This is a genomic window from Kitasatospora sp. Ki12 (genome assembly GCF_054601375.1).
The window spans coordinates 605,559-628,441 of sequence record NZ_BAAIHT010000003.1; the positions used below are offsets into that span (position 1 = coordinate 605,559).

Here is a 22,883-nt window from a genome sequence, read left to right on the forward strand (position 1 = left end):
ACTCCTCCTGTCGACGCATCGGACGCAGCACCGGGCGGGCCGCCTTCTTCTGGATCCCGGTCCCGGCCTCGCCGAGCCGAAGCGCGAACCCGGCCGGCGTCGGCGCCTGGAACAGCGTCCGCACGGACACCTCGACGCCCAGCACCGTACGCACGCGACTCACCAGCCGCACCGCCAGCAGCGAGTGGCCGCCGAGGGCGAAGAAGTCGTCGTCCACCCCGACGTGCTCAAGCCCGAGGAGCTGGGCGAAGGCGTCACACAGCACCCGCTCACGCTCGTTCGCCGGCCCCCGACCGATGCCCGCCGCTGCCCCGAAGTCGGGGGTGGGCAAGGCCTTGCGGTCGAGCTTGCCGTTGACGGTCAGCGGGACCGCCTCCAGCGCGACCACGGTGGCGGGGACCATGTACTCCGGCAACCGCCGACCGACGAACTCCCTCAACCCATCCGGAAGTTCAACACCACTCGCAGGCACGACGTAGGCGACCAGACGCTTGTCACCCGGCACGTCCTCGCGAACCACCACCACAGCCCGCCCGACCGCCGGATGCTCCGCGAACACCGCCTCGATCTCGCCGAGTTCGATCCGGAACCCACGGACCTTCACCTGCTCGTCCGCACGCCCCAGATACTCCAACCGCCCACCCGGCAACCAACGACCCACATCACCCGTCCGGTACATCCGCTCCCCGGACCCGAACGGCGACGCCACGAAACGCCCCGCCGACAACCCCGGACGACCCACATACCCACGAGCCAACTGCCCACCCGACACATACAACTCACCCGCCACACCAACCGGCACCGGACACAACCACTCATCCAGCACGAACACACCCAGCCCCGGAATCCCCCGACCGACCACACTCCCCGCCACACCCCCGGCCACGGCCCCGGCGGCGAGCTCCTCGAACGTGACATGCACCGTCGTCTCGGTGATCCCGTACATGTTCACCAGACGCGGACCACCACCACCCCGACGCTCCCACCACCCCGACAGCCGGCCCGGCTCCAACGCCTCACCACCGAACACCACCACCCGCAACGACGAACCCCGCACACCACCACCCTCAGCCGCCACCAACTGGTAGAACGCCGACGGAGTCTGCGACAACACCGTCACACCCTCACGCTCCACCAACTCCCAGAACTCCTCCGGAGAACGCGACACCCCGAACGGCACCACCACCACCCGGCCACCGTGCAACAACGCACCCCACAACTCCCACACCGAGAAGTCGAACGCGACCGAATGGAACCAGCTCCACACATCCCCGGCACCGAACCCGAACAGACCCCGCGTCCCCGCGAACAGCCCCACCACATTCCCGTGCGAGACCGCCACACCCTTCGGACGACCCGACGAACCCGACGTATAGATCACATACGCCGAATGACCAGGCAACACCGCCACCGACACCGGCCCGCCATCCAGAGCCGCAACCCCGCCGACACCCCCGGATCATCCAGAACCACCACCGGAACACCCACCGGCACAACCGCCACGCACTCCAACGACGTCAACACACACACCGCACCCGAATCCGCCACCGTGAACGCGACCCGCTCCACCGGATACTCCGGATCCACCGGCACATACGCCCCACCGGCCTTCACCACCGCCAGCAGCGCCACCACCAGATCCACACCACGCGACAGGCACACCCCCACCCGCGACTCCGGACCCACACCCACACCAGCCAGATAACGAGCCAACCGATTCGCCCGCGCATCCAACTCCGCATACGACAGCGCGACATCCCCGTCCACCACCGCAACCGCCCCCGGCACCCGCGCCACCTGCACCGCGAACAACTCCGGCAACGACACAGACGAAACACCAACCCCCGGAACATTCCACTCGACGAGCACCCGATCCCGCTCCACGGCATCCAGCACATCCACCGAGCTGAGCCGGAGCGACGGATCGGCCACGAGCCGGGCGAGCAGGGTCGTCCAGCGTTCCGCGATCCGTTCCACGGATGCCTCGTCGAACAGGTCGGCCGCGCCGATGACGGCGCCACGGATACCGGCCGGCCGGCCGTCGGTGTCGAAAACCTCACCGAGGCTGACGTCCAGGTCGAACTTGGCCACCACCTCGGCGGTCGAGCCGAGGCCCGACGCCTTGACGCCGGGCAGCGCCAGCTGGGCCACCGCGTTGTTCTGGACGGCGAGCATGACCTGGAACAGCGGGTGCCGGGCAAGCGACCGGGACGGCGCCAGCTCCTCGACAAGGCGCTCGAAGGGCACGTCCTGGTGCTCGAAGCCTGCCAGGGTGCTCTCCCGCACCCGGCCGAGCACCTCCGCGAAGGTCGGGTCACCGGACAGATCGGTCCGCTGGACCAAGGTGTTGACGAAGAAGCCGACCAGATCGTCCAGGGCCACATCCGTACGACCCGCGTTCGCCGCACCGATCGGAATGTCCGTGCCGGCGCCCAGCTTCGCGAGCAGCACAGCCAGCGCCGACTGCACGACCATGAACAGGGTCACGCCCTGCTCCCGCGCCAGCCGTACCAGGTCCCCGTGGACCTCCGCCGGGACGGCGAGCTCCGCGGTGTGGGCCCGGTAGCTCGACACCGCCGGACGCGGCCGGTCGGCCGGCAGCCACAGTTCCTCCGGCGCGCCCGCCAGCGCCTGTCGCCAGTACTCCACCTGGCACGACAGCACGCTCTCCGGATCCTCCTCGGAGCCCAGGACCTCACGCTGCCAGAGCGCGTAGTCCGCGTACTGCACCGCCAACGGTTCCCACCCCGGTGCCCGGCCCTCACACCGCGTCGCGTACGCGGTCGCCAGATCCCGCGCCAGCGGACCGGTCGACCAGCCGTCCGAGGCGATGTGGTGCATCACCACGACCAGCACGTACTCGTCTCCACCCGTGGTGAACAACGAAGCACGTAGGGGGATTTCGGCCGCGAGGTCGAACGCGTGCCGGGTCGCCGCGAGCACCGCGTCGGACAGCTCCTCCTCGGAGACCTCATCGACGTCGAGCGAGAAGCCGGTCGCGTCGGCCGCCAGCACCCGCTGGTACGGTTCACCGTCCTCGGCGACGGCGAAGGCGGTCCGCAGCACCTCATGGCGACCGATCACGTCGCCGAACGCCGCCCCCAGCGCGTCGATGTCCAGCTCGCCGGCGAGCCGCATCACCACCGGCACGTTGTACGTCGCGCTCGGGCCCTCCAACTGCCCCAGGAACCACAGCCGGCGCTGCGCGAACGACAGCGGCACCAGCTCCGGACGCTCCCGCACCGACAGAGCGGCTTGCGCCGAGCCCGCCTCGCCCAGCCGCGCCGCCAGCGTCGCGGGCGTCGGCGCTTCGAACAGCGTCCGTACCGACACCTCGACGCCCAGCACCGCCCGCACCCGGCTCGCCAGCCGCACTGCGAGCAGCGAGTGCCCGCCGAGCGCGAAGAAGTCGTCGAACACACCGACGGCTTCCAGGCCCAGCACCTCGGCGAACGCGGCGCACAGCAGTTCCTCGCGCACGCCGGACGGTCCACGCGTGCCCACCGAGGCACCCGACCCGTGGTCGGGGGCGGGCAGCGCCTTGCGATCGAGCTTCCCGTTCACGGTCAGCGGCAGCGCCTCCAGCGTCAGCACCGCCGACGGCACCATGTACTCCGGCAGCCGCAGCGCCACGAACTCCCGGACAGAATCGGAGAGTTCACCATCGGCGTCCGGGATCACATAGGCGACCAGACGCTTGTCGCCCGGCACGTCCTCCCGCACCACGACGGCGGCCTGCGCCACGCCCGGGTGCTCGGCCACCACTGCCTGGACCTCGGCCGGCTCGATCCGGAAGCCCCGGACCTTCACCTGCTCATCCGCCCGACCCGCGAACTCCAGCACCGCGTCGGAGGCCCACCGAACCCGGTCGCCCGTGCGGTACATCCGCTCACCGGCGGGACCGAACGGACACGCCACGAAATGCTCGGCTGTCACAGCAGGCCGGCCGAAGTAGCCGCGCGCCAGGCCCGCACCCGCGAGATAGAGCTCACCCACGCTGCCCGGCGGCACCGGCCGCAGTGCGGCGTCCAGGACGTAGGCCCGCACGTTGTCCAGCGGCCGCCCGACGGGCAGCGGACTACGGGTGTCCTCCACCGGGTGCGCGGTGGCGAAGGTCGTGGTCTCCGTGGGGCCGTAGACGTTCGCCACCACCGTGTCCGAGCAGCTCGCCAGCACCCGGGCCACCACGGCCGGGGCCACCACGTCACCACCGGTCCATACCTGCCGCAGGCCCGCGAAACAGGTCGCGTCCTCCTCGGCGAACAGCCCGAACAGCCCGATGGTCAGGAAGAGCCAGGTCACCCCGTGCTCCTCCACGATCTCGGCCAGCGATGCCGCCGTCAGGTCGCCGACCGGTGCCACCACGATCCGGCGACCGGTCAGCAGCGGCGCCCACAGCTCGAACGTCGACGCGTCGAAGGAGTGCGGCGAGTGCAGCAGCACCCGGTCCAGGTCCGAGCCGGCGAACCGGCGATCCATCGCCAGCGCGACTACGTCCCGGTGGGTCACCGCGGCGCCCTTGGGCCGGCCGGTCGAGCCCGAGGTGTACATCACGTAGGCGAGCTGGTCCGCTTCGCACCGGACCTCCGGAGCTTCGCCGCGCTCACCCTGGTTCGGTGACAGGAGCGGGAGTCCCAGCTCCGCCGCCCGCACCTGCATCGCCTTGTCGGTGAGCACCATCCTGGCGCCCGTCTCGGCGGTGATCAGCTTCTGGTGGGCCAGCGGATAGCGGGCGTCCAGGGGCACGTAGAACCCACCCGCCTTCGCCACCGCCAGGAGCGCGACGACCAGGTCCGCCGAGCGCTCCATCAGCACCGCCACACCTCGCTCGGCGCCGACCCCTTCGGCCACCAGACGGTGGGCCAGGCCATTGGTCCGGGCGTCCAGCTCCGCATACGTGAGCTCGACACCGTCGGCCACCAGGGCGACCGAGTCCGGGGTCTGGGCCGCCTGGGCCGCGAACAGCTCGGGCAGGGTTCCCGTCGGCAGCTCCACCGCCGTGTCGTTCCAGTCGACGAGCACCCGGCGCCGCTCCTGCGCGTCCAGCACGTCGACCAGGCTCAGGCGAAGTGACGGGTCGGCCACCAGGGCGGCGAGCGCGCTCGTCCAGCGCTCGGCGAGCCGCTCCACCGACTCCCGGTCGAAGAGGTCCGCCGCACCGAGGAGGAACCCGTCGATCCCGGACGGCAGCCCGTCGGCGTCGAACGTCTCCCCGAGGCTCAGCTCCAGATCGAACTTCGCCATGAGGTCGGCGGCGGAACGCTGCGCGGACGCCGTGACGCCCGGCAGGTCCAACGCGGCCCGAGCGGTGTTCTGCACGGTGAGCATGACCTGGAAGAGCGGGTGACGGGAGAGCGAGCGCTCGGGGGAGAGTTCTTCGACGAGGCGCTCGAACGGCACGTCCTGGTGCTCAAAGCCGGCCAGCGCAGTCTCCCGCACCCGCTCCAGCACCTCGTCGAAGGTCGGATCACCGGACAGGTCGACGCGCTGCACGAGGGTGTTCACGAAGAAGCCGACCAGGTCGTCCAGGGCGACGTCGGTCCGGCCGGCGTTGGCCACACCGAGCGGGATGTCCGTGCCGGCACCCAGCTTGGCGAGCAGCACGGCCAGTGCCGACTGCACCACCATGAAGAGCGTCACGCCCTTCTCCCGGGCCAGCCGCGTCACATCGCGGTGGACACCCCCCGCGACGGCGAGTTCGACGGCGTGGCCCCGGTGGCTCGCCACCGCCGGCCGGACCCGGTCCACCGGCAGGCCCAGCTCCTCCGGGGCGCCGACGAGTGCCTGCCGCCAGTACTCCACCTGGCGCGACAGCACGCTCTCCGGATCCTCCTCGGAGCCCAGGACCTCACGCTGCCAGAGCGCGTAGTCCGCGTACTGCACCGCCAACGGCTCCCATTCAGGAGCCCCGCCCTCGCACCGCGCCGCGTAGGCCCTCGCAAGGTCCCGCGCGAGCGGGCCGGTCGACCAACCGTCCGAGGCGATGTGATGCATCACCACGACCAAGACGTACTCGTCCTGCCGGATGGTGAACAGTGAGGCCCTCAGGGGAAGTTCGGCTTCGAGATCGAACGCGTGCCGAGTCTCGGAGGCGACGGCGTCAGGCAGCTCGTCCGCGGTCACGACCGCCATCCGCAGCGCGAAGCCGCACTCCGTCACCGGAAGGACACGCTGGTGCGGCTCGCCTGCGATGCTCGCCAAGACGGTCCGCAACACCTCATGGCGGCCGATCACGTCTCCGAAGGCAGTCGAGAGCGCATCGACGTCCAGTTCACCGCTGAGCCGCAGCACCACCGGCACGTTGTAGGTCGCACTCGGCCCCTCCAACTGCCCCAAGAACCACAGCCGGCGCTGCGCGAACGACAGCGGCACCAGCTCCGGACGCTCCCGCACCGACAGAGCCGCCCGCGCCGCTCCGGTCTCGCCCAGTCGCGCGGCCAGCGCTGCGGGCGTCGACGCCTGGAACAGTTCCCGGACCGGGAGCTCGACGCCCAGCACCGCGCGTACGCGGCTGACCAGGCGCACCGCGAGCAGCGAGTGCCCGCCCAAGAGGAAGAAGTCGTCCTCCACCCCGACCGCTTCCAGGCCCAGCACCTCCGCGAAGGCAGCGCACAGCAGCTCCTCGCGCAGCCCGGACGGACCGCGGGTACCCTCCGAGGCGCCCGTTCCGTAGTCGGGGGCGGGCAGGGCCTTGCGGTCGAGCTTGCCGTTGACCGTCAACGGGATCACGTCCAACGTGACCACAGCCGCGGGAACCATGTACTCCGGCAGCCGCAGCGCAACGAACTCCCGCACAGCATCCGACAGTTCACCCTCGGCCTCCGGGACGACGTAGGCGACCAGGCGCCTGTCGCCCGGCACGTCCTCCCGCACCACGACCGCGGCCTGAGCCACACCCGGATGATCCTGGACAACGGCCCGGACCTCGCCCGGCTCGATCCGGAAACCCCGGACCTTCACCTGCTCGTCCGCCCGACCCGCGAACTCCAGCCGACCGTCATGCGTCCACCGCACCCGGTCACCCGTCCGATACATCCGCTCACCAGGAACACCGAACGGACACGCCACGAACCGCTCCCCGGTCAGAGCGGCCCGACCGATGTAGCCACGCGCCACCCCGGGCCCGGCCACATACAGCTCACCCGCGACACCCGCCGGCACCGGACGCAACGTATCGTCCAGCACCCACACCCGGGCGTTCACGATCGGCCCGCCGATCGACGGCACCTCACCCGCCGACAGCGGCGCACTCATCGTCGCGCACACCGTCGTCTCCGTCGGCCCGTACGCGTTGACCAGCCGCCGCCCCGGCGCCCACCGCTCCACCAGCTCCGCACCCAGCGCCTCACCCGCCGACACCACCGTCGACAACGACGGCACGCTCACCGGATCCAGCACCCCCAGCACCGCCGGCGGCAACGTCGCAACCGTCACACCATGACGCGCCACCACCTCCACCAACGACGGCCCCGGCAACAACTCCCCCCCCCGCCACCACCAACCGAGCACCCGAACACAGCGCCATCACGAGAGCCGCCGCGTCGAAACCCGGCGAGGCGAACTGCAGCACCCGGCTCGCTCGTCGATCGCGAACCGTGGCCGCCTGCGCCGCCACGAGGGCGGCGATACCGGCGTGGGTGACGGCCACGCCCTTCGGACGGCCGGTCGAACCGGAGGTGTAGATCACGTACGCGAGGTGCGCGGGCAACGGACCCGACACCACCGGACCGTCCTCCAGCACCGCCAACCGCGCCCCGGTCGACCGCTCGTCGAGCACCACCACCGGCACACCGATCAGCACCGGGACGAAGTCCTCGCACGCCTCCGACGTCAGCACACACGTCGCCCGCGAGTCCCGCAGCATGAACGAGATCCGCTCCGCCGGATACTGCGGATCCACCGGCAGATACGCCCCACCGGCCTCACCACCGCCAACAGCGCCACCACCAGGTCGACACCACGCTCAAGACAGACCGCGACCACCGACTCCGGACCCACACCCTGCGCCACCAACAGCCGCGCCAACCGGTTCGCCCGCGCATCCAACTCCGCATACGACAGCTCGACGCCCTCGCCCGCCACCGCCACCGCCCCCGGCGCCCGCGCCACCCGCGCAGCGAACAACTCCGGCACCGTCGCGACCGGCACCTCCACCGCCGTGTCAATCCACTCGCCGAGAATCCGCCCCCGCTCCTCGGCCTCCAGCACATCCACCGCACTCAACCGCACCGACGGCTCCGCCACCAACGAGGCGACCAACCGCACCCAACGGGCAGCGATCCGCTCCACCGACACCCGATCGAACAGATCCGCCGCACCGACCAGGATTCCGCCGATCCCCGCCGGCCGGCCATCAGAGTCAGACCGCTCCCCGACGTTCATCATCAGATCAGCCGTCGCCTCCGCCCTTCCCGAGGAGGAGCGTCCAACCTGCACGCCCGGCAGGTCGAGCTCGGCTCGAGCCTGGTTCTGGACGGTGAGCTCCACCTGGAACAATGGGTTCCGGGACAACGAGCGAGCGGGGGCGAGCTCCTCCACGAGGCGCTCGAACGGCACGTCCTGGTGCTCGAAGCCCGCCAGGCTCACCTCACGGACCCGGCCCAGAACCTCACCGAAGGTCGGGTCACCGGACAGATCCGTTCGCAGCACCAGGGTGTTGACGAAGAACCCGACCAGGTCGTCCAACGCCTCGTCGGTGCGGCCGGCATTGCCGGCCCCGATCGGGATGTCCGTCCCGGCGCCCAGCTTGCTCACGAGCACGGCCAGCGCCGCCTGGAGCGCCATGAACACGGTGACACCCTGCTCGCGCGCCGTCCTCAACAACTGGCCGTGCAGCTCCGCGGGGAGCTCCAGGGGCACACTCCACCCCTGGTAGCTCGTCACCGCCGGGCGGAGTCGGTCGGTCGGCAGCTCCAGCTCCTCCGGAGCACCGGTCAACGCCGCTCGCCAGTAGGAGAGTTGCTTCGAAAGGACGCTCTCGGGATCATCCTCAGAACCCAGCAGCTCGCGCTCCCAAAGCGCGTAGTCCGCGTACTGCACCGGCAGGGGCGCCCACTCGGGCGCCTGTCCCGCGAGCCGGGCGTGTAGGCAGCGGACAGATCACGGGCAGCGGGCGGGCCGGTCGACCAGCCGTCGGTGGCGATGTGGTGCGCCACGACCACCAGCGTGTGCTCCCCCGACGAGGTCGTGAACAGCGCGGCGCGGATCGGGATCTCGCTGGTCAGGTCGAAGACATGCCCCGCGGCACCAGCCACGGCGACCGGCAGTTCGGCGTCGGGTACCACCGCCGCCTGCAGAGCGAACCCGGACTCCGCCACGGGCAGCACCCGCTGGTGGGGCTCACCGTCCGCGACCTCGAACACGGTGCGCAGTACCTCGTGCCGGCCGACCACATCGAGCAGCGCCGCACCCAGCGCGTCGACGTCCAGCTCACCGGTCAACGCAGGACCATCGGGAGGTTGTAGGTCGCGCTGGGTCCATCCAGCTGGCCGAGGAACCAGAGTCGGCGCTGTGCGAAGGAGAGCGGTACCAACTGCGGCTTCTGACGTGAGCTCAGGGCCGGCCGGATCCTTCCGGCCTCGCTCAGCCGAGCGGCCAGCGCGGCGGGGGTCGGCGCCTGGAACAGCGTCCGCACGGACACCTCGACGCCCAGCACCGTACGCACGCGGCTCGCCAGCCGGACGGCCAGCAGCGAGTGGCCGCCGAGGGCGAAGAAGTCGTCGTCCACCCCGACCGCGTCGACGCCCAGGACGTCGGCGAACGCGGCGCAGAGCAACTCCTCGCGCACGCCGGGCGTGCCGCGCGTGCCTGCCGAGGCTGCCGTCGCGTAGTCGGGGTGGGCAAGGCCTTGCGGTCGAGCTTGCCGTTGACGGTCAGCGGGACCGCCTCCAGCGCGACCACGGTGGCGGGGACCATGTACTCCGGCAACCGCCGACCGACGAACTCCCTCAACCCATCCGGAAGTTCAACACCACTCGCAGGCACGACGTAGGCGACCAGACGCTTGTCACCCGGCACGTCCTCGCGAACCACCACCACAGCCCGCCCGACCGCCGGATGCTCCGCGAACACCGCCTCGATCTCGCCGAGTTCGATCCGGAACCCACGGACCTTCACCTGCTCGTCCGCACGCCCCAGATACTCCAACCGCCCACCCGGCAACCAACGACCCACATCACCCGTCCGGTACATCCGCTCCCCGGACCCGAACGGCGACGCCACGAAACGCCCCGCCGACAACCCCGGACGACCCACATACCCACGAGCCAACTGCCCACCCGACACATACAACTCACCCGCCACACCAACCGGCACCGGACACAACCACTCATCCAGCACGAACACACCCAGCCCCGGAATCCCCCGACCGACCACACTCCCCGCCACACCCCCGGCCACGGCCCCGGCGGCGAGCTCCTCGAACGTGACATGCACCGTCGTCTCGGTGATCCCGTACATGTTCACCAGACGCGGACCACCACCACCCCGACGCTCCCACCACCCCGACAGCCGGCCCGGCTCCAACGCCTCACCACCGAACACCACCACCCGCAACGACGAACCCCGCACACCACCACCCTCAGCCGCCACCAACTGGTAGAACGCCGACGGAGTCTGCGACAACACCGTCACACCCTCACGCTCCACCAACTCCCAGAACTCCTCCGGAGAACGCGACACCCCGAACGGCACCACCACCACCCGGCCACCGTGCAACAACGCACCCCACAACTCCCACACCGAGAAGTCGAACGCGACCGAATGGAACCAGCTCCACACATCCCCGGCACCGAACCCGAACAGACCCCGCGTCCCCGCGAACAGCCCCACCACATTCCCGTGCGAGACCGCCACACCCTTCGGACGACCCGACGAACCCGACGTATAGATCACATACGCCGAATGACCAGGCAACACCGCCACCGACACCGGCCCGCCATCCAGAGCCGCAACCCCCGCCGACACCCCCGGATCATCCAGAACCACCACCGGAACACCCACCGGCACAACCGCCACGCACTCCAACGACGTCAACACACACACCGCACCCGAATCCGCCACCGTGAACGCGACCCGCTCCACCGGATACTCCGGATCCACCGGCACATACGCCCCACCGGCCTTCACCACCGCCAGCAGCGCCACCACCAGATCCACACCACGCGACAGGCACACCCCCACCCGCGACTCCGGACCCACACCCACACCAGCCAGATAACGAGCCAACCGATTCGCCCGCGCATCCAACTCCGCATACGACAGCGCGACATCCCCGTCCACCACCGCAACCGCCCCCGGCACCCGCGCCACCTGCACCGCGAACAACTCCGGCAACGACACAGACGAAACACCAACCCCCGGAACATTCCACTCGACGAGCACCCGATCCCGCTCCACGGCATCCAGCACATCCACCGAGCGCAGCGCCACCTCACCACCATCACCGGCAGCCGCCTCCAACGCCGGCACCAGGTTCGCCACCACAGTGTGCAGCAGTCGGCAGACAGCCTCCGGGTCTGCCGGAGCCACGGCGTCCACGGTCAGGCGGATGCCATCGCCGTTGTCGTCGACCGAGACCGACAGCGGGTAGTTGGTCCGCGCCCAGATGTACCGGATGCCGACCCCGTCGAGGCCGGTCCCCGTCTCCTTGACCGCGACCTCGTTGTGCCGGTAGTTGAAGAGCGACGTGAACAAGCGCGGGTTGCGGCCGGAAATACCGCTGGCCTGCTGTGCCACCACCAGCGGTGCGTGCTCGTGCACCAGCAGCTCGGCCAGCTGACGGCGCACACCGCCCAGCGACTCCAGCACCCCGGTGCCGTCCACCTTCACCCGCACCGGCAGCGTGTTGATGAACACGCCCTGGGCGCGATCCGCCCCTGCGCCGGCGTTCATCCGGCCGAACAGCACCGTGCCGAACACGACGTCGTTACGCCCCGACACCGCCGCCAGCACCCGCGCCCACGCCAGGTGCATCACCGTCGCCGGGCTCACCCCGACCGCACGAGCCACCTGGCGCAGCCGCGCGGCCAGCTCGCCGTCCATCGGCAGCTGGGCCTGCGCGGCCGCCATTCCGTCACTGAAGACGTCGGACAGACCGTAGGCGGCAGTGGTCTCCTCCACATCGCCGAGCAACGTGGTGAAGTATTTCTGGTGCTCCGCACGGGAGCCACCGAGACGTGCCTGCGCCACGAAGTCGCGGAACGGCAGCGGCTCCGGCAGCTGGGCGCCACGGCCGGCCAGGATCTCACGGACCTCGGAGAGGAGGACCTCCAGCGACGTGTGGTCGCGCACCATCTGGTGGATGCGCAGCAGGGCGAGCCAGTTGCCCTCCTGACCCTCGGCGGCGACGTGCACGTCCATCAGCGGTGCCCGGCCGAGGTCCATCGACCAGCCTGCGCGGTCGAGCAGCTGCTCGACCGGGTCCGCACCCGATGGGTCCAACATCACTTCGGTCACCGGCAGTTCGGCGCGACGCCACACCACCTGCACCGGCTCGGGCAAGTGCTCCCAGACGATCGCCGTGCGGTAGATGTCGTGCCGGTCCACCACCTGTTGCAGCGCGGTCGCGAAGGCGTCCAGCCGCTCTCGCGAGTCGAATTCGAGGACAGTGGGCAGCACATAGACGTCACGTTCGTCCTCACCTGCCATCAGGTGGTGGAAGAGCATGCCCTCCTGGACCGGAGCGAGCGGATACACGTCCGCCAGGTTGGCGGCTCCGCCGTCCACGGTGGCGGTGATCCGCCTGATCGCGACTTCGTCGAGGTCGACCAACGGCAGCATCTGCGGCGTGATGTGCTCCGCGCCGTCCGGTATCACGTTCGGCGGAACCGGCACGGAGTCGGTTCCCGCCACCGCAGCGAGGCCTGCCGGCGTCGGTGACTGGAACAACGCCTGCACCGACACCAGGGCGCCGCGAACGCGCAGCCACTCGACCAGGCGCACCGCGAGCAGCGAGTGCCCACCGAGTGCGAAGAAGTCGTCGTCCACGCCCACCGTGTTCAGGCCCAACACCTCCGCGAAGCCGGCGCAGAGCACCTCCTCGCGAACGTTGGACGGCCCGCGCCCACCGGCGAAGGCTCCGGCCGCGTAGTCGGGCGCGGGCAGGGCCCTGCGGTCCAGCTTGCCGTTGCCGGTCAGCGGCAGCGCGTCCAACACCACGACGGCAGTCGGCACCATGTGCTCCGGCAGCCGCTTGGCAGCGAAGCTCCGAACCGCCGACGGAAGAGCATCGGCGTCATGTTCCTCGGGGTCGGACGGGACGACGTAAGCCACCAGGCGGGCGTCACCCGGGGTGTCCTCACGAGCGACGACCGTGGCCTGCGCAACCTCCGGGTGTGCGACCAGTGCGGCCTGGACCTCGCCGGGTTCGATCCGGAAGCCGCGGATCTTCACCTGGTCGTCAGCGCGGCCCAGGAAAGCGATCCGACCGGCAGCGGTCCAGCGGGCGCGGTCGCCCGTACGGTACATCCGGTCTCCGGACCGGCCGAAGGGGCAGGCGACGAAGCGTTCGGCGGTCAGACCAGGACGCTTGACGTAACCACGGGCCAGGCCTGCACCGGCGATGTACAGCTCACCGGCCACCCCGGGTGCGACCGGGTTGAGGTGGTCGTCGAGTACGTACAGGCGGGTGTTGCCGACCGGTGTTCCGACCGGGACGATTCCGTCGGCGACCATCGCCGTCGTGAGTCGGGTGGTGGCCACACCGATGGTGGCCTCGGTCGGCCCGTAGTGGTTGAACACCCCACGGTCCCCGGCAACCGCCAGCAGCTCCGCGACCAGGGTCGGCGGCGCGGCCTCGCCGCCCAGGACGAGGGACTTGGCGGGCAGTACCGTGCGCGGTCCGCCGGCGATGGAGAGCGCTGCGAGGTGCGAGGGCACGGCCTTGAGGTGGTCGATCCGCCGCTCGGTCAGGTAGGCGGAGACGGCGACCGGGTCGGTGACCGCGTCGGCGTCCAGGATGTGGAGCTCACCGCCGGTCACCAGACTGGTGAAGACCATGGTGTTGCCGAGGTCGGTGGCCTGTGCCTGGAGCAGGGCGTACCGGTCTCCCGGCGCGCCGAGGCCGAGCCGGTCGGGCACGGTGCCCACGTAGTTGGCCAGCGAGCCGTGGGTGACGGCAACGCCCTTGGGGTGCCCCGTGGAACCCGAGGTGTAGATCACGTAGGCGAGCGACTCGGCCCGGACCGAGACCTCCGGTGCTGTGGCCGGTGCCAGCGCGAGGTGGGTGGCCATCAGCGCGCCGTCCAGCGTGACGAAGCGCACCTTGCCGGCGGGCAGGTCGTCCAAGGTCTCCTCGTCGGTGAGGAGCAGCGCCGCGTGGGTGTCACGGATCATGAAGGTCATCCGGTCGGCGGGCTGTTCCCGGTCGACGGGGAGGTAGCCGGCACCGGCCTTCCAGATCGCCAGGATCGCCGCGGTCATCTGGAGTCCGCGGGGGAGGGAGACTGCCACCACCGATTCAGGCCCGATGCCCTGGGCGATGAGGTAGTGGGCGAGCCGGTTGGCACGCTCGTCCAGCTCGGCGTAGGTGACCTCGTCGGCACCCGAGACGACCGCTACCGCATCCGGTGTCCGGGCCACCTGCGCCTCGAACAGTTCCGGGAGGGTGGTGGCGGGCAGCTCGGCCGTGGTGTCGTTCCACTCGACGAGGACCTGGCGGCGCTCGTCGGATGCCAGCAGCGAGAGCGCGCTGATTCGCTGCGACGGGTCGGCGGCCATCGCCTCCAGCACCCGCAGCAGGACCCGGGCGATCCGCTCGGCAGTGTCGGGCTCGAACAGGTCGGCGGCGGCCTTGAGCACACCACGGATCCCGGCGGGCGAGCCGTCGGGGCCGAACGCCTCGCCGACCATCACGTCCAGGTCGAACTTGGCGGCCCGACGGCCGGTCGACAGCACGTCGATCCTCAGGCCCGGCAGCGCGAGCCCGGAGGCCAGGTTCTGGACGGTGAGGACCACCTGGAACAGCGGGTGGCGGGAGAGCGAGCGCACGGGGGCGAGCTCCTCCACCAGCCGGTCGAACGGCACGTCCTGGTGGGCGAGCGCGTCGAAACCGACCTCGCGAACCCGACCCAGCACGTCGATGAGTGTCGGGTCGCCGGTCAGGTCCGTGCGGATCACCAGCGTGTTGACGAAGCACCCGACCATGTCGTCGAGAGCCTTGTCGGTGCGTCCGGAGACGGCGGAGCCGATCGGGAGGTCACTGCCGGCGCCGAGTCGGGAGAGGGTCACGGCGAGGGCAGCGTGCAGCACCATGAAGATGCTCACGCGTTGTTCCCGGGCAAGGTTCAGCAGCCGGCCGTGCAGCTCGGCGGAGGTGGCCACATCCGCCGTGTGGCCACGGTGGCCCGCCACCGCGGGACGCGGGCGGCTGGTCGGCAGCGCCAGTTCCTCCGGGGCTCCCATCAGCGCATGCCGCCAGTGTTCGACCTGGCGGGTGAGCACGCTCTCCGGGTCGTCCTCGGAGCCCAGCAGCTCGCGCTGCCAGAGCGAGTAGTCGGCGTACTGGATCTCAAGGTCGGCCCAGCCGGGCTCGTTCCCGCGGGAACGGGCGGTGTAGGCGGTGGAGAGGTCGCGCATCAGCGGGCCGATCGACCAGCCGTCGACGGCGATGTGGTGTGCCACCAGCACCAGCACGTGCTCTTCCGCCGCGGTGGTGAACAGCCAGGCCCGGACGGGGATCTCGGAGGCCAGGTCGAAGGCATGGCCGGCGGCCCGGGCCACGGCCCGGGCCAGGCCGGCCGGGGCTCCGTCGAACGCGGGCAGTTCCTCCGGCAGCTCGGCGTCAGAGCCCGGCCCGACGCCGGGGCCGTCGTCACTGAGCTGGTCGGCGTCCACGCAGGTCAGCGCCCAGGACAATTCGTCCATCGGGAGGATCCGCTGGTACGGCTCGCCGTCCGGTGCGGGGTAGACGGTCCGCATCGCCTCGTGCCGACCGATCACGTCCCTCAGCGACGCGTCGAGCGCAGCGCGGTCCAGCCGGCCCGAGAGCCTTGCGATCAGCGGGATGTTGTAGGTCGCACTGGGGCCCTCGACCTGCCAGAGGAACCACAACCGCCGCTGGGCGAACGACATGGGGATCATCGGGACTCCTCCTGCTTGCGCATCGGCCGCAGCGCGGGCCTGGCTTTCCGGGTAATGGCAGATTGGGTTCCGAGCCAGGCGGCGAGTCCGGCCGGCGTCGGGGTCTGGTAGAGCTGACGGATCGGCAGCTCGGTTCCGGTGGCGGACCACACTCGGCTGGCGAGCTGCGTGGCCAGCAACGAGTGGCCGCCATGGGTGAAGAAGTCGTCCTCGGCTCCCACCGCGGGCAGGCCCAGGACGTAGGCGAAGGCTTGGCACATCAGCTCTTCGTTCGGGTCCGCCGGCGCTCGCCCGGCACCGACGGTGGCGGCGACGTCCGGAGCCGGTAGAGCGGCCCGATCGAGCTTGCCGTTGGCCGTGACGGGGAGTGCGTCCAACACCACCACAGCGGCTGGGATCATGTACGCCGGGAGGGTATCGGATGCGAACTCTTTGAGACTCACCGGGAGTTGATCGCTTTCCAGCTGCCCGTTCGGCACCGCGTACGCCACCAAGCGCTGGTCGCCCGGCTTGTCCTCCCGGGTGACGACCACGACCTGCGCCACCGCCGGATGCCCGGCCAGCACGGTCGCGATCTCGCCGGGTTCGATCCGCAGGCCCCGGATCTTCACCTGGTCGTCGGTGCGACCGAGGTACTCCAACCGTCCGTCAGGGATCCACCGCACCAGGTCGCCGGTCCTGTACATCCGTCGGCCCTGCTCGAAGGGGGACGCCACGAACCGTTCCGCCGTGAGTGCGGGCCGGCCGACGTAGCCACGGGCCAACTGCACGCCCGCCAGGTAGAGCTCGCCCGCGACGCCGACCGGCACCGGACGCAGCGCGTCGTCGAGCACGCGGACACGGGTATTGGCCACCGGGCCACCGATCGGCACCGAGGCGCCGTCCGTGACGGCGCAGCGCGTCGCGGTGACGTCGACCGAGGCCTCGGTCGGCCCGTAGAGGTTGAACAGCGGCACGTCCAGAAGGTCGAGAAAGCGGTCGCGCAGCTCGGCCGGGAGCGCCTCGCCGCTGCAGAACACCGCCCGCAGGCCCGTACAGGCGGCGGCCTGCTGTTCGCGCACGAAGACGTCCAGCATCGAGGGGACGAAGTGGGTGACGGTGACACCCTCGTCCTGGATCACCCGGGCCAGGTAGGCCGGCTCCCGGTGCCCGCCGGGACGGGCGACGACCAGCGTCGCCCCCTCCAGCAACGGCCAGAAGAACTCCCACACCGACACGTCGAACCCGAACGGAGTCTTCTGCAACACCCGGTCCGCACCCGTGAGCCGGTACTCCCGCTGCATCCACGCCAGCCGGTTCACGATCCCGGCATGCGACACCACCACACCCTTCGGCCGACCCGTCGAACCCGACGTGAAGATCACATACGCCGGGTGCTCCGGCAGCACCACCACCTCCGGAGCCCACGCCGACTCCCCCACCGACGACACCACACTCGCCAGGTCGTCAAGCACCACCCTCGCAGCGCCCTGCGGCAGCAGACCGGTGAACGACCCAGCGGTCACCACCAGCCCCGCGCCGGCATCCGCCAGCATCACCGCGATCCGGTCCGTCGGCAGCTCCGGGTCCAGGGGCAGATAGGCGCCACCGGCCTTGAGCACCGCCAGCAGGGCGACGACGAGGTCGACACCACGCTCCAGACAGACCGCGACCACCGACTCCGGGCCGACGCCCCGGGCGGCCAGGTGGCGCGCCAACCGGCCCGCCCGCGCGTCCAACTCCGCGTACGACAACCCGACACCCTCGAACACCACCGCCACCGCATCCGGCGTCCGCGCCACCCGCGCAGCGAACAGCTCCGGCAACGTACCCACCGGCAACTCGGCCGCGGTGTCGTTCCACTCGGCCATGATCCGGTACCGCTCGGCACCGTCCAGGACCTCCACGGCCTCCAACGGCTGCTCGGGGGCGTCCTCCAGCGCGCCGACCAGGTGGTCGAGGCAGGTGTGCAGCAGCGCTCGGACCCGCTCGGGATCGGCCGGGGCGAGCGCGTCGACGGTCACCGCGAAACCGTCGCCGAGATCGTCGACGGAGACGGTCAGCGGGTAGTTGGTCCGCTCGCGGTAGTACAGCGCTCGGATCCCCTCGACGCCGGTATCGGTGCCACCGTCGAGCCGGTTGTGCCGGTAGTTGAAGAGCGAGGTGAACAGCGGGCTCCGGGCGGGCAACCCGCTGGCCCGCTGGGCGAGCGCCAGCGGAGCGTGCTCGTGGGCGAGCAGGTCGGCGAGTTGGCGGCGCATCAGGGTCAGCGCGCCGCCGACGTCGCAGCCGTCCGTACGCACCCGCACCGGCAACGTGTTGATGAACGGTCCGAAGACCCTGTTGGCGCCGGCACCGGCGTTCATCCGCCCGAACAGGACGGTGCCGAACACCACGTCGGAGCGTCCCGACACAGCCGCGAGCACCCGGGCCCAGGCCAGGTGGAGGATCGTCGCCGGGCTGACGCCGCGTGACCGGGCCACCTCCCGGATCCGGACCGACAGCTCCTTGTCCAGGTGCTGCTGGACGCTCTCGACGGCCTCCCCGGTGCCGTGGACATCCAGCAGGCCGTACGGCGCGGTCGGCTCGGTGACGTCGGCGAGCAGCCCGGCGAAGTACCGCTCGTGTTCCTCCCGGGGCGTCCCGAAGCGTGCCTGGGCGACGAAGTCCCGGAACGGAAGCGGCTCCGGAAGCCTGTCGCCGCGCCCGGCCATGATTTCGCGGACCTCGCCGAGCAGTGCCTCCAGCGTGGTGTGGTCGCGCACCATCTGGTGCATGCGGAGGAGCAGCAGCCACCGCCCGCCATCCGGCTCGGCAGCGACGTGCACCCGTAGCAACGGCGCGCGGCCCACGTCCATCGGTGCCGCGCCGGCGGCGAGCAGCTGCTCGACCGGCCCGGTGCCGCCGGCCTCGGCGGTCGGCCGCAGGGTCTCCTCGTGGACCGGTAGGACGGCCTGGCGCGCCACCACCTGTACCGGCTCGCGCAGCCCCTGCCAGACGATCGCCGTACGGTAGACCGCGTTGCGGTCCACCACCTGCTGCAGGGCCGCGAGGAAGCCGTTCAGCCGCTCCCGCGAGTCCGCCTCGAAGACGATCGGCAGGACGCCCGCGTCGCCACCGTCCCGGCCGGTCATCAGGTGGTGGAAGAAGATCCCCTCCTGAAGCGGCGCCAGCGGGTAGATGTCCTCCAAGCTGGCCGCGCCGCCCTCGACGTGCGCCAGGACGCGTTCGATGCCGTCGGCGTCCAGTTCGACCAGCGGCAGCATGTCCGGGGTGATCCACCGGGGGTCGGCGGGGATCCGGTTCTCCGGCACCTGGACGGGCTCCGGGCCCGCCACCTCGGCCAGCCGGGCCGGTGTCGGGGTCCGGAACAGCACCGGCACCGAGACCGACACCCCGCTCGTCCGAAGCCGCTCCACCAGCGACACCGCCAGCAGCGAGTTCCCGCCCAGGGCGAAGAAGTCATCGTCGACACCGACCGCGGGAAGTTCGAGGGTCTCGGCGAACGCCTGGCAGAGCAGCTCCTCCTGGGCGTTGCGCGGCGCACGGCCCCGGCCCGCCTCCCCGGCGAAGTCCGGCGCGGGCAGCGCAGCCCGGTTCAACTTGCCGTTGGCGGTCAGCGGCAGGGCATCGAGTACCACCACCGCCGACGGCACCATGTGCTCGGGCAGCCGTCCGCCGACGAATCGCCGGACCGCCTCCGCATCCACGCCGCCGTCCGGGTCCGCGTCCGCGGGCACCACGTAGGTCACCAGCCGGGGATTGCCGGGGGTGTCCTCGCGGACCACGACCGCCGCCTGGGCCACGCCGGGGTGCGCGGCGACGGCGGCCTGGACCTCGCCCGGCTCGATCCGGAAGCCGCGGATCTTCACCTGGTCGTCGGCACGACCGAGGAAGACCAGCCGGCCCTCCGCCGTCCACTTCACCCGGTCACCGGTCCGGTACATCCGCTGACCGGATCCGAACGGGCAGGCCACGAAGCGCTCAGAGGTCAGAGCGGCCCTGCCGACATAGCCGCGGGCCAGCTGCGCACCGGCGACGTACAGCTCCCCGGGCGTCCCGGGCGGCACGGGAACCAGCCCGTGGTCGAGGACGTACGCCCGGGTGTTGCCGACCGGACGGCCCAGCGGGACGGCCCCGCCGGCCAGCGAGTCGGGGTTCAGACGCCCGGTGACCACACCGATGGTGGCCTCGGTCGGCCCGTAGTGGTTGAAGACCGGGAGGTCTCCGGCGGCAGCCAACAGTTCCTGCACCCAGGTTGCCGATGCCGCCTCGCCACCGAGCACCAGGCCCTTGGCCGGAAGCAGCTCCGCCAGGCCGGCGGACGTGCCCAGTGCTGCCAGGTGGGAGGGCACCACCTTCACGAAGTCGACCGCGTGCTCGGCGACGTAGTCGGTCACCGCCCGGGGGTCGGTCACCGCCTCCCGGTCCAACACGTGCAGGGTCCCGCCGGTGGCGAGGCTGGCGAAGACGACGGTGTTGCCGAGGTCGGTGGCCTGCGCCTGCAGCAGCAGGTAACGGGCCCCCGGCACCCCGAAGCCGACCTGGGCCGGAACGCAGAACACGTAGTTGGCGAGGCCGCGGTGCGTCACGGTCACGCCCTTCGGCCGACCGGTCGAACCGGAGGTGTAGATCACGTAGGCCAGACCGTCCGACTCGAGCTGGACATCAGGCGCCTCGGCCGACTGTGCGGCGATGACGGCGGCGACCGTCGGATCGTCGACGGCGACCGTCCGCAGGCGGCCGGCCGGCAGGTCGTCGAACACCTCGACGGAACCGACCAGCGCCACCGCGCGGCTGTCCCGCAGCATGAACGAGATCCGCTCTGCGGGGTACTCCGGGTCCACGGGCACGTACGCCGCGCCGGCCTTCCACGTCGCCAGGATCGCCGTCACCATCTCCGCGCCGCGCGGCAGGCAGAGGCCGACAACGGCTTCCGGACCGGCGCCGAGGCTGCGCAGGTAGTGCGCCATGCGGTTGGCGCGGGCATCCAGCTCGGCGTAGCTGAGTGGAGCGCCGTCGGCGACCAGGGCCACCGCGTCGGGGGTCCGCTCCGCCTGCTCGGCGATGAGCTGGGGCACCGGGACGACCCTCCCCGCCACGGCAGTATCATTCCAGGTCTCCAGGACCAGCCGACGCTCGGCGGGGTCGAGCAGGTCGATCCGGCTGAACGCGGCGTCGGGCTCGGCGGTGGCCATCCAGTCCAGGACGACGAGGAAGCGTTGGCAGACCTCCTCGGCTGCGCCCGGCCCGTGGCGGTCGCGATTCATCTCGACGACGGTCCGGATGCCGCCACCCTCGTATTGGCCCAGCAGGTCGATCTTCAGGTGCTCGGCCGGGCCGCTGGACAGGCCGGTCCGGGTCACCTCGCAGTCGCCGAAGCGCACCGGGTGATCGCCGCTCATCACGTTCACGATCAGGTCGTACAGCGGGGCCCCACCGACGCGCCGCAGGTCGCCGAGGATGTCCCGGTACTGGTACCGCTGGTGACGCAGGCCGTCATGGACGGCGCGCTGGGTCTGGCGGGCGAGTTCGGCGAGCGGCATTCCAGGGCGCAGGCGAAGCCGCACCGGGAGAATGTTCGATGTCATTCCGGGGATACCAAGCTCACGCCTGCTCGTACGGCCGCTGGCCGAGACACCGAGCACGATGTCACGGGCCCCGGTGGCGCGGTGGTGGTACACCGCAGCCGCGGTGAGCAGCAGGGCGGCGAAGCTGACGCGTAGCCTCCGGGCGGCGGCTCGCAGGTCGTCGGTCAGCTGGGCGCCGATGTCCTCTCGGTACAGCATCGGGTGGCCGGCGAGGCTGCGCGCGCCGACAGCCGTGTCCTCGGTTTCGGCGAAGTCGGCAAGGGCGTCCAACCAGAACGCGCGGTCCCGGTCAGGGGTGTCGGATTCCCGGTAGGCGCGGTCCGTCTCGATGAGGGACGCCACCGGGCCGAGGGTGTCACGGGCGGGATCGCCGCCTGCGGCGAGAACGGCGTGGACACGGGCCAGCCGGGCTGCGAAGAGGGACAGGCCGTTGCCGTCCAGGACTATGTGGTGGGCGCGTTGGTACCAGAGGAAACGGTCAGGGCCGAGACGGAAGACGGCATGGCCTGACAGCGGTCCGTCGGTGAGGTCGGCCGGACGGTCCAGGTCGGCGCGCATCCACGCCTCGGCAGCAGCCCGGGGATCCGGCTCGGCGCTGAGATCGGCGACGTGGACGGGATGGTCGCTCAAGTCGGCCAGGTACTGTCGCGGGACCCCGTCCTGCTCCCGGATCCGCAGCCGGTAGGTGCCCGCCTCGTCGAGCGTGCGGTACAGCGCGCGGACGAAGAGGTCCAGGTCGAGTTCACCGTGGATCTCCGTGCACTCGGCGATGTTGTAGGCCGGATTGCCGGGCGCGAGCTGCTGCGCGTACCAGACGCCGAGCTGGCCGGACATCAGTTCCCAAGGTCCTTGTGCGGACACACCCATTCCCGTATCCCTCGATCACTTGCACGGACTGGAAGAGCTGGAGCCGGGCACCGGGCCCGGCGGACGGACATCCGTCAGCCGGCGGCCTCGTCGGCCGCGAGACGGGTGAGGTGGGCGGTGAGCGCGGTCACCGTGTCGACGTCCCACACGAGCGTGGGTTCGACGCTCAGGCCCAGGGTGTCCTCGATCTCGCCGGCGAGCGCGAAGGCGTACACCGACTCGAGCCCGTAGTCGGCGAGCGGGACGTCCGGATCGATCTGGGAGGCCGGCACCTTGAGGAAGTGGGCGATGCGCCCGACCAGCCAGGACTGGACGGCCTCGGACGACTGACCTGGGTGCGCCTGGTGGGTTTCAGTCATGGAACTA

At 70.9% G+C, this 22,883-nt stretch carries 3 protein-coding genes and 3 pseudogenes; all 6 read right to left on the minus strand.

The genetic code is table 11. The features are described from left to right. Positions 1 to 88: 88 nt before the first annotated feature. Positions 89 to 1,384, minus strand: a pseudogene (locus ACYP53_RS33180) (non-ribosomal peptide synthetase); the annotation flags it as partial. Then, positions 1,378 to 1,902: an AMP-binding protein gene (locus ACYP53_RS33185; RefSeq protein WP_459650944.1), complete on the minus strand. Its 525-nt coding sequence runs from the start codon at positions 1,900 to 1,902 to the stop codon at positions 1,378 to 1,380. The gene ACYP53_RS33185 and the pseudogene ACYP53_RS33180, both read right to left, overlap by 7 nt. Beyond that, positions 1,885 to 11,397, minus strand: a pseudogene (locus tag ACYP53_RS33190) (non-ribosomal peptide synthetase); the annotation flags it as partial. The gene ACYP53_RS33185 and the pseudogene ACYP53_RS33190, both read right to left, overlap by 18 nt. Positions 11,398 to 11,544: 147 nt before the next feature. Further along, positions 11,545 to 16,080: pseudogene (locus ACYP53_RS33195) on the minus strand (amino acid adenylation domain-containing protein); the annotation flags it as partial. Next, the gene (locus tag ACYP53_RS33200) at positions 16,077 to 22,484 is read right to left on the minus strand and encodes an amino acid adenylation domain-containing protein (RefSeq protein WP_459650165.1); all 6,408 of its coding nucleotides are present in this window, start codon (positions 22,482 to 22,484) and stop codon (positions 16,077 to 16,079) included. The pseudogene ACYP53_RS33195 and the gene ACYP53_RS33200, both read right to left, overlap by 4 nt. Positions 22,485 to 22,591: 107 nt before the next feature. Continuing rightward, complete coding sequence (locus ACYP53_RS33205) at positions 22,592 to 22,876, minus strand: acyl carrier protein (protein WP_459650166.1); 285 nt, start codon at positions 22,874 to 22,876, stop codon at positions 22,592 to 22,594. Positions 22,877 to 22,883 lie beyond the last annotated feature (7 nt).

Coding starts and splice junctions, on each gene's coding strand:
- ACYP53_RS33200 (WP_459650165.1), bottom strand. CDS start 22,484: ATGTCCGGCCAGCTCGGCGTCTGGTACGCGCAGCAGCTCGCGCCCGGC.
- ACYP53_RS33205 (WP_459650166.1), bottom strand. CDS start 22,876: ATGACTGAAACCCACCAGGCGCACCCAGGTCAGTCGTCCGAGGCCGTC.